Origin of the sequence: Streptomyces sp. G7(2002), from assembly GCF_028870195.1 — a bacterium.
Lineage (GTDB): Bacteria > Actinomycetota > Actinomycetes > Streptomycetales > Streptomycetaceae > Streptomyces > Streptomyces nigrescens.
This window is the reverse complement of the sequence record NZ_CP102609.1, coordinates 1,532,561-1,543,283: the sequence shown is the minus strand read 5'-3', so window position 1 is coordinate 1,543,283 and position 10,723 is coordinate 1,532,561. Positions and strand designations below refer to the sequence as shown.

The 10,723-nt window shown below is 71.4% G+C and carries 1 protein-coding gene; it reads left to right on the top strand.

Features of this window, described 5'->3' with window-relative positions; all coding sequences use genetic code 11:
- Positions 1-25 precede the first annotated feature (25 nt).
- The gene (locus NUT86_RS05970) at positions 26-10,696 is read left to right on the top strand and encodes a type I polyketide synthase (RefSeq protein WP_274733929.1); all 10,671 of its coding nucleotides are present in this window, start codon (positions 26-28) and stop codon (positions 10,694-10,696) included.
- Positions 10,697-10,723 lie beyond the last annotated feature (27 nt).

The following is a 10,723-nucleotide window of genomic DNA, read 5'->3' as shown; positions in this document are numbered from 1 at the left end:
GTGCCGGTCGAAGGGGCGGAACCAGGTGACGAACGACAAGAAACTTGTCGAGTATCTCAAGCAGGCCACGATTGATCTCCGGCAGAGTCGCCGCCGGATATGGGAACTCGAATCGGAACCGATCGCGATCGTCGGCATGGCCTGCCGCTATCCCGGCGGGGTCGCCTCACCGGAAGAGCTGTGGACGCTGCTGTCCGAGGGCCGCGACGGAATGTCCGCCTTCCCGGCGGACCGGGGCTGGGATGTGGAAGGGCTGTATCACCCCGACCCCGAAAACCCCGGCACTTCCTATGTCCGTGAGGGCGGATTCCTGCAGAATGCCGCGGAGTTCGACCCGGGGTTCTTCGGGATATCCCCGCACGAGGCACTGGCGATGGACCCGCAGCAGCGGCTGCTCCTGGAAACGGCGTGGGAGACCTTTGAACGCGCCGGTATCGACCCGGGCACCCTGCGGGGAAGCAAGACCGGGGTGTACGCCGGGCTGATGTACCACAACTACGCCGCGCGGGTCGTCGACGTCCCCGACGAAATCGCCAGCTTTATGAGCACCGGCGCGGTGAGCAGTGTGGTCTCCGGCCGGATCTCCTATCTGTTCGGCTTCGAAGGTCCCGCGATCACCGTCGACACCGCCTGTTCCTCCTCGCTGGTGGCGCTGCACCAGGCGGTACTGGCGCTGCGGGCGGGGGAGTGCGACCTCGCGCTGGCCGGCGGGGTGACCGTCATGGCCACCGCGGACACGTTCATCGACTTCTCCTACCAGCGCGGTCTCGCGGCGGACGGCCGCTGCAAGCCGTTCGCCGCCGCCGCGGACGGCACGGGCTGGGGCGAGGGCGTCGGACTGCTGCTGGTGGAGCGGCTGTCGGACGCCCAGCGCAACGGCCACCCGGTGCTCGCGGTGGTGCGGGGTTCGGCGGTGAACCAGGACGGTGCGTCCAACGGTCTGACCGCTCCCAACGGTCCGTCGCAGCAGCGGGTGATCCGGCAGGCGCTCGCCAACGCCCATCTGTCGCCGTCGGATGTGGACGCGGTGGAGGCCCACGGCACCGGTACGACGCTCGGCGACCCCATCGAGGCCCAGGCGCTGCTCGCGACCTACGGGCAGGACCGCCCGGCGGACCGACCGCTCTGGCTGGGCGGCATCAAGTCCAACCTCGGACACACCCAGGCCGCCGCCGGTGTCGCCGGCATCATCAAGATGGTGCTCGCCATGCGGCATGGCGTGCTGCCCAAGACCCTGCACCTGGACTCCCCTTCACCGCATGTGGACTGGTCGGCCGGCGCGGTGGAACTCCTCGCCGAAGCCAGGGACTGGCCGGAGACCGAACGGCCCCGCCGGGCCGGGGTGTCCTCCTTCGGCATCAGCGGCACCAACGCCCACGTGGTCCTCGAACAGGCCCCGGAACCGGCGCCGGAAAAGGCTTCGGGACAGGCCCCCGCCGAGGAGCAGGCCGCCGAGGCCGGTCGAGCCCCCGTGGCCCCCGACCCCTCCGGTCTGGTGCCCTGGGTGCTGTCCGCCCGTTCCCGGCAGGCGCTCACCGCACAGGCCGCCAAGCTCGCCGCCTTCGTGGACGACCAGCCGGCGCCGAACCCCGTGGACACCGGCTTCTCGCTGGTCACCACACGCGCCGGCCTCGACCACCGCGCGGTCGCACTGGCCACCGACCGGGACGGCCTGCGCACCGCGGTGGCCGCCCTGGCCACCGATGACGCCGCGCCCGGCCTCATCACAGGACTGGTCAGCGACGGCAAACTCGGTGCGCTGTTCACGGGCCAGGGCGCGCAGCGGCTGGGAATGGGCCGTGAACTGTACGACGCCTCTCCGGCGTTTGCGCGGGCCTGGGATGAGGTGTGTGCGGAGCTGGATGGTCTGCTGCCCGTGCCCTTGGCGGATGTGGTCTGGGGCGGGGGAGAGCTCCTCGATCAGACGCAGTATGCGCAGGCGGCGTTGTTCGCGTTGGAGGTCGCGCTCTACCGGTGGGTGGAGTCGCGTGGTGTGACGCCCGAGGTGTTGCTGGGTCACTCCATCGGCGAGGTGACGGCTGCCTATCTGGCGGGTGTGTGGTCGCTGGCGGATGCGGCGAAGCTGGTCGCGGCGCGTGGGCGGCTGATGCAGGCGCTGCCGTCCGGTGGCGTCATGGTGTCGGTGCGGGCGCCGGAGGGCGAGGTCGTACCACTGCTGGAGGGCCGGGAGCAGGTCGGGATCGCTGCGGTCAACGGCCCCGAGTCCGTGGTCCTCTCGGGAGCTGAGGCCGAGGTCGAGCAGGTCATCGCCGCTCTGGAGGCCGAGGGCCGCAAGGTCAAGCGGCTGCGGGTGAGCCATGCCTTCCACTCGCCGCTCATGGAGCCGATGCTGGCCGAGTTCCGTGCGGTCGTGGAGCAACTCACCTTCGCCGACGCCCACTTGCCGGTGGTGTCGAATGTGTCCGGCCGTCTCGCCGAACCCGCTGAGCTCCGCGAGCCGGAGTACTGGGTGCGGCATGTCCGTGAGGCCGTCCGCTTCCACGACGGCATTCAGGCCGCGTACGACGACGGCGTGACCACTTTCCTCGAACTGGGCCCGGACGGCGTGCTCTCCGCCATGGGACAGGACTGTCTGGCGGAGGACGCGGGCTTCGTGCCCACGCTGCGCAAGGACCGCCCCGAACCCGAGGTGTCGACCGAGGCGCTCGCCGGGCTGTGGGTCCGTGGGATCCCTGTCGACTGGCACCCGATGCTCACCGGCGGCCGCCGGGTGGAGCTGCCGACGTACGCCTTCCAGCGACAGCACTTCTGGCTGGAAGGTGACACCGGGGTCGGCGATGTGACCGCCGCGGGGCTGGGCGCTGCCGATCATCCGCTGCTCGGTGCCACCGTGACCCTGCCGGATGCCGTGGTCCTGGCCGGGCGGCTGTCCCTGGCCACCCACCCCTGGCTGGCCGACCACTCCGTACTCGGGGCTGCCGTGCTGCCGGGCTCGGCCCTGGTCGAACTCGCCGTCCGGGCCGGGGACCAGGTCGGCTGCGACCTGCTCGAAGAGCTCACCGTGCAGCAGCCACTGGTTCTTCCGGAGCGTGGCGGAGTGCAGCTGCGCGTCGTCGTCGCGGAGCCCGATGAGGACGGCCGTCGCGAACTGGCGGTGTACTCCCGGCTCGAGGAGTCCTCCGAACAGTCCTGGACCGCGCACGCCATGGGTGTGCTGGCGGCGGGCACCGGGACGGCGCCCTTCGACGAACCGGTCTGGCCGCCGGCCGGCGCCGAGGCCCTCTCTGTGGACGGCTGCTACGACGCACTCGGCGCCGCCGGATTCCAGCACGGCCCCCTGTTCCAGGGTGTTCAGGCCATCTGGCGGCGCGGCGACGAGCTCTACGCCGAGGTCACCCTGCCGGACGAAGCGGCCGCCGAGGCGGCGAAGTTCGGACTGCACCCGGCCCTGCTCGATGCCGCGCTGCAACCGGCACTCGACGGGCTGCGGCTCCCCGCGTCCTGGACCGGGGTGCGCCTGTACGCGGTGGGCGCCACCGCGCTCCGGGTGAAGCTCACCACGTCCGGTGACGGGTACGCGCTCCTCGTCGCCGACGAGGCCGGGGGCGTGGTCGCCTCCGTCGATGTGGTGCGCTGGGAGCCCGTGGTTCCCGAGCAGCTGACCATCACGACCGTCCCGGGCGACCGCGACTCGCTGTTCGCGGTGGAGTGGGTGGCCCTTCCGGAGCTGCCCGAGACCTCCGAAGGCGAGGGCGACGAGCTCGTACTCCTGCATCCGTCGGCGGAGGCGGGGACGACCGTTCCGGACGGCGTGCGTGCGGTGACCCACCAGGTTCTGGAGCGGCTGCAGAGCTGGGCCGCCGATGACGGGAACGCCGCTTCGCGGCTTGTGGTGGTGACCCGGGGCGCCGTCTCGGTCAGCGGCGAGCCGGTGGACCTGGCCACGGCGCCGCTCTGGGGGCTGGTGCGCTCGGCGCAGTCGGAGCACCCGGGCCGTTTCGTCCTGGTCGACACCGATGACCACGAGAAGTCCGCCGCCGCGATCCGTTCCGCCGTGGCCACCGGCGAAACCGAACTGGCCCTCCGGGAAGGCGTGTTGTCGGTACCCCGGCTCGCCAGGCTGGAGCCGTCCGGCAAGGACACGGTCTGGAACCCCGAGGGCACGGTACTGATCACCGGTGGCACCGGAACCCTGGGCACCCTGATCGCCCGGCACCTGGTGACCACCCACGGCATCCGCAGCCTCCTGCTGACGAGCCGACGCGGCCCGGACGCCGAAGGCGCGGCCGAACTCCGGGAGGAGCTCACCGCGCTGGGCGCCCAGGTGGAGATCGCCGCCTGTGACGCGGCGGATCGCGACGCCCTCGCCGAGCTGCTGGCGGGGATCCCGACGGACGCCCCGTTGACCGGAGTCGTGCACACCGCAGGGGTCACCTCCGACGGGACCCTCGGCTCCCTCACCGCGGAAAGCCTGGATACCGTTCTGCGGCCCAAGATGGACGCCGCCTGGAATCTGCACGAGCTCACCCGGGACGCCGGTCTCTCCGCGTTCGTGCTGTTCTCCTCGGCCGCGGCGGTCCTCGGCGCGGCTGGACAGGGCAATTACGCCACCGCCAACACCTTCCTGGACACGCTCGCCCGCCACCGCCGGAACAACGGCCTGCCGGGCACCTCCCTGGCCTGGGGGCTCTGGGCCGAGACCAGCGAGATCACCAAGCAGCTCAGCGACACCGATCTGCGACGGATGGCCCGCGGCGGACTCGTCCCGCTCACCGCCGAGGAAGGCGTGGCCCTGTTCGACGCCGCGGTCACCGCGGACACCGCGCTGTCCGTCCCCATACGGCTGGACCTGCGGGCTCTCGCCGCCTCCGGGGAGGTCGCGCCCGTCCTGCGCGGACTGGTGCCGCTGCGCCGGCGTGCCGCCACGTCCGGCGCCGGTGCGGGCAACGCGTTGCGCGACCGTCTGGCCGGCCTCCCGCAGGCCGACCAGGACCGGGCGCTGAGGGAACTGGTCACGGCCCAGGTCGCCCTGGTCCTCGGCTACGCCGGTGGCGGCGCGGTGGAGACCTCCCGCGCGTTCCGGGACCTCGGGTTCGATTCGCTGACCGCGGTGGAGCTGCGCAACCGCCTGGACACCGCGACGGGACTCAGCCTCCCGGCGACCCTGGTCTTCGACCATCCGACCCCGGCCGCTCTCGTGCGGTACCTGCGGGAAGAGCTGCTCGGCGGGCAGACCGCCGCCACCGTGGTGCGGGCCCGAGGGGCCGTGGACGACGAGCCCATCGCCATCGTCGGTATGGCCTGCCGTTTTCCCGGCGGCGTCGCCTCTCCGGCGGAACTCTGGGACCTGCTGGCCCGCGGCGAGGACGCCGTCGGGGACTTCCCCGGGGACCGCGGCTGGGACATCGAACGTCTCTACCACCCGGACCCCGACCACCACGGCACCTCCTACGTCCGCGAGGGCGGCTTCCTGCGGGACGTGGCCGACTTCGACCCCGGGTTCTTCGGCATCTCGCCGCGTGAGGCGACCGCCATGGACCCGCAGCAGCGGCTCCTGCTGGAAACCTCCTGGGAGGCCCTGGAGGACGCGGGGATCGACCCGACTACGCTGCGCGGCGCCGACACCGGTGTCTTCGTCGGCACCAACGGCCAGGACTACGGCTCCTTCCTGGCCCAGAGTTCCGCCGATGTGGACGGCCACCTGGCCACCGGCACCGCGGGCAGCGTGGTCTCCGGCCGGATCTCCTACACCTTCGGCTTCGAGGGCCCCGCGGTCACCGTGGACACCGCGTGCTCGTCCTCCCTGGTGGCCCTGCACTGGGCGAGCCAGGCGCTGCGGTCCGGCGAGTGCTCGCTGGCCCTGGCCGGCGGTGTGACGATCATGTCCACACCGATGGAGTTCATCGAGTTCTCCCGCCAGCGCGCCCTCGCTCCGAACGGCCGCAGCAAGGCCTTCGCGGAGAGCGCGGACGGCGCGGGCTGGGGTGAGGGCGTCGGCCTGCTCCTGGTCGAGCGCCTCTCGGACGCCCGCCGCAACGGCCATCGCGTCCTTGCGGTGGTGCGGGGTTCGGCGGTGAACCAGGACGGTGCCTCGAATGGTCTGACCGCGCCGAACGGTCCCTCGCAGCAGCGGGTGATCCGTCAGGCACTGGCCAACGCGGGAGTGGCCGCTGGTCAGGTCGACGCGGTGGAGGCCCACGGCACCGGCACGACGCTGGGCGACCCCATCGAGGCGCAGGCGCTGCTGGCCACCTACGGGCAAGGGCGGCAGGAGGACCGGCCGCTGTGGCTGGGCTCGGTCAAGTCCAACATCGGGCACGCCCAGGCCGCGGCCGGGGTCGCCGGTGTGATGAAGATGGTGCTGGCCATGCAGCATGGTGTGCTGCCGAAGACGCTGCATGTCGATGAGCCGTCGTCCCATGTGGACTGGTCCGCGGGTGCGGTGGAGTTGCTGACCGAGGCCAGGGACTGGCCGGAGAGTGGTCAGCCGCGTCGTGCGGGTGTGTCGTCGTTCGGCATCAGCGGAACGAACGCGCATGTGGTGCTGGAGCAGGCACCTGACGAGACGCCGGCGGAGCCGGTTGAGGAGGAGACGCGGCCCGGCGTTCTCCCGTGGGTGCTGTCGGCGCGCTCCGAGCGTGCGTTGGTCGCGCAGGCGGAACGGTTGGCGTCCTTCGTGGAGGGGCGTCTGGAAGGCCGTCCGGAGGGCGGTTCGGACGTCCGTCCGGAGCTTGATCCTGCTGATGTGGGGTTCTCGCTGCTGAGTTCGCGGGCGGGGTTGGAGTACCGGTCCGTGGTGCTCGGTGCTGATGGTGCGGAACTCCTTGCCGGGTTGAGGGGTGTGGCTGGGGGTCTGGATCCGGCGGGTGTGGTGCGGGGTTCGACCGGCACCGGAGCCGGGACGCGCGTGGCGCTGGTGTTCCCTGGTCAGGGGTCGCAGTGGCTGGGCATGGCGGATGAACTCCGCGAGTCCTCCCCGGTGTTCGCGCAACGGATGGCTGACTGTGCTGAGGCGCTGTCGGAGTTTGTGTCCTGGAAGTTGGACGAGGTTCTGTCCGACGAGGACATGCTGGCCCGCGTTGATGTGGTGCAGCCTGTCCTGTGGGCGGTGATGGTGTCGCTGGCCGCGGTCTGGGAGGACTGTGGCGTGGTGCCGTCCGCTGTGGTGGGTCACTCTCAGGGTGAGATTGCCGCGGCCTGCGTCGCCGGGATCTTGTCTCTGCGTGATGGTGCCCGGGTGGTGGCGTTGCGCAGTCAGGCCATCGGGCGAGTGCTGGCCGGACGTGGCGGCATGGTCTCCGTCGCCGGTTCGCGTGAGGCGGTGCAGGACCGCATCGCCAAGTGGGGCGAGCGGATATCTATCGCTGCCATCAACGGCCCGACATCGACCGTCGTTTCAGGAGAACCCGAGGCCTTGCAGGAGCTGCTGGCGGAGTGCGCTGGGCAGGAGGTGCGGGCCCGCCAGATCCCGGTGGATTACGCCTCGCACGGCGCTCAGGTCGAGGAGCTGCGCGAGGAGCTCGCCACCGTCCTGGCCGAGGTCCGCCCTGGCCAGGGTCGGATCCCGTTCTACTCCGCGGTGAGTGCTTCGGCCATCTCGGGCGAGGAGTTGGACGCCGGATACTGGTTCGAGAATCTCCGTAACACCGTGCGGTTCGAGGAAGCGATTCAGGCCCTCCTGGCCGACGGGCACGGCGTATTCGTCGAATGCAGTGCGCACCCCGTCCTGACCCCGGGAATCGAGGACACCGCGCAGGAGGCGGACAGCCCTGTCGTGGTGACGGGATCTCTCCGCCGCGACGAGGGCGGCTGGTCCCGGTTCGCGCAATCGCTCGCCCAGCTCTGGGCGCATGGCGTCCCGGTGGACTGGAGCACCCTGCTCCCCACCGGACGACGGATCGGACTGCCCACCTACGCCTTCCAACGGCAGCGCTACTGGCTGTCGGCCTCCGCGGCCACTCAGGACGCCACCGGGCTCGGGCTGCAACCGGTCGAGCATCCGCTCGTCCCGGCCGCCGTTTCGATGGCCGGCAGCGACACGGTCGTCCTCACCGGGCGGATCAGTGCGGCCACCCACCCGTGGATCGCCGACCACACCGTCCGGGGTGTCACCATCCTTCCCGGCACCGGTTTTGTGGACCTCGCCATCAGGGCGGGTGACCAGGTCGGCTGCCCGAGGATCGAGGAACTCGTGCTGGAGGCCCCGCTGATCCTCCCGGATCAGGGCGGGCTACAGCTCCAGGTCACCGTCGGCGACCCCGATGATCAGGGCCGTCGGCCGGTCAATGTGCACTCGCGTGCCGATGACGCGCTCGACGGTGAGCCGTGGACCGGGCACGCCACCGGGCTTCTCGGCCCGGACACCGCCGCCGGCGGCTCCGGCCTAGAGGTCTGGCCCCCTAAGGGAGCCACCCCGGTGGACGTGGACGGCATCTACGAGCAGCTCGCCGCGGCCGGAGTCGACTACGGCCCCGTCTTCCAAGGGCTGAGGGAAGTCTGGCGCCAGGGTGACGACCTCTATGCGGAGGTGACCCTGCCGCAGGACCAGCGGGACGAGGCCGAGCGGTTTGGGCTGCATCCGGCCCTGCTCGACTCCGTACTGCACGCCCTGTCCTGGACTCCGCTCGCGGAGCAGGACGGCGGCCCCTGGATGCCGTTCACCTGGAACGGGGTCTCGCTCTTCGCGACCGGGGCCACCACTCTGCGGGCCCGGCTGACCACCGCGCCCACCGGAGCGGTGACGCTGGACATCGCCGACGGCCTCGGCGATCCCATCGCCTCCGTCGACGCGCTGCGGCTCCGGGCCGTCACCGCCACCGCGCTGAGCGGCTCCGCACCGCGCGACACCCTCTTCCGCCCCGAGTGGACGGTGCTCAACGGGCCGAAGTTCAGCGGTTCCTGGGCCGTGCTCGGTGCGCACCGCGCGGGCCTGACGGCGGAGTTCGCGGGGAACGGCGAAACCTACGCCGATCTCGGCGCGCTCACCGCGGCGATCGAGGCGGGCGCACCCGTCCCCGAGGCCGTGCTGATCGCCGCACCCCGTAGTGATGAGGGCGGATCCCTCCCGTCGGCGGTACACGGCACGGTGCGCGAGGCGCTGGAACTCATCCAGGGCTGGCTGGCCGACGACCGGTTCGCCGCCTCCCGGCTGGTCCTGGTGACCAGCGGCGCCATGGCGGCCGAGGCCACCGACCCGGTGACCGATCTGCCGCACGCGTCGAGCTGGGGGCTGTTCCGGTCCGCCCAGTCCGAGCATCCCGGGCGGTTCGTCCTCGTCGATCTGGACGAGCAGGACTCCTCGGCTTCCGCTCTGCCGGAGGTGATCGGCTCCGGCGAACCCCAGGCCGTGGTCCGGTCCGGCACGCCACGCGCCGTACGGCTCGCCCGGGTCCACCTGACCGGCGAGGCCCCGGCCTTCGATGCGCAGGGCACGGTGCTGATCACCGGCGGCACGGGAATGATCGGCACTCTGGTGGCCCGCCATCTGGTGACCCAGCACGGGATACGTCACCTCGTGCTCACCAGCCGCCGTGGCCCGGCGAGCCCGGGTGCCACGGAACTGCGGGACGAGCTGGCCGCACTCGGGGCGGAGGTCACCCTCGCCGCCTGCGACGCCGCCGACCGGACCGCGTTGGCGGAACTGCTGGCAGCGCTCCCGCAGGCCCATCCGCTGACCGCGGTCGTGCACGCGGCCGGGGTGGTCGAGGACAGTGTGGTCACGTCACTCACCCCGGGACACCTGGACACCGTGCTGCGGCCCAAGGTGGACGCGGCCTGGAACCTGCACGAGCTGACCCGCGACCTCGATCTGTCCGCGTTCATCCTGTTCTCCTCGGCGGCCGCGCACTTCGGCAACGCCGGGCAGGGCAACTACGCCGCGGCCAACGCCTTCTTGGACGCACTGGCGCACCACCGCCGAGCCGAGGGCCTGCCGGCCGTCTCGATGGCGTGGAGCGTCTGGGCCGAGCGGGTCGAGGCCGCGGACCAGAGCGAGGAGATGCGAGCGGAACGGATCTCGGCGGGAGCGATGACCGCGGAACTCGGCATGGTCCTCTTCGACCAGGCCCGCCGGGCCGGTGAACCGGCGCTGGTCCCGATCCCGCTGGACATTCCGGCGATCCGGGCCCTGCCGAAGGACCGGATACCGATCCTGCTGCACGGTCTGATGCCGAGCGGCACCCGGCGGTCGGCGGGCGCCGAGGGACCGGGTGAGAAGGGCTGGGCGGACCGGCTGATCGCCATGCCGCCGGACAAGCAGCGGGAGACCGTGCTGGCCCTGGTGCGTACCCAAGTCGCGTCGGTACTCGCCTACGAGTCCGCCGACCAGGTCGAGGACCACCGGCCGTTCAAGGACCTGGGGTTCGACTCGCTGACCGCCGTGAAACTGCGCAATCAGCTCGCCGCGGTCGGCGGCCTGACCCTGCCCGCCACCCTGGTCTTCGACCATCCGACCCCGGTCGCGCTCGCCGAGTTCCTGCGGGCGGAACTGGTGCCGGCCGAAGAGGAACCCTCGGCCCGGCTGCTCGCCGAACTCGACCGGATCGCCGCCGGACTGCCGGAGATCGCCCCCGACGCCGCCGGTCGCGACAAGATCACCGCCCGGCTGCGCAGCATCTTGTGGCAGTGGGACGAGAGCGGGAACGGCGAGAGTCCGGAGCACTCCGACGAGGACTTCGACTCAGCCACCGACGACGAACTCTTCGATGCTCTCGACAACGAACTCGGAATGTCCTAACGCGTGCGGATCAAGCGCCTGACAGTG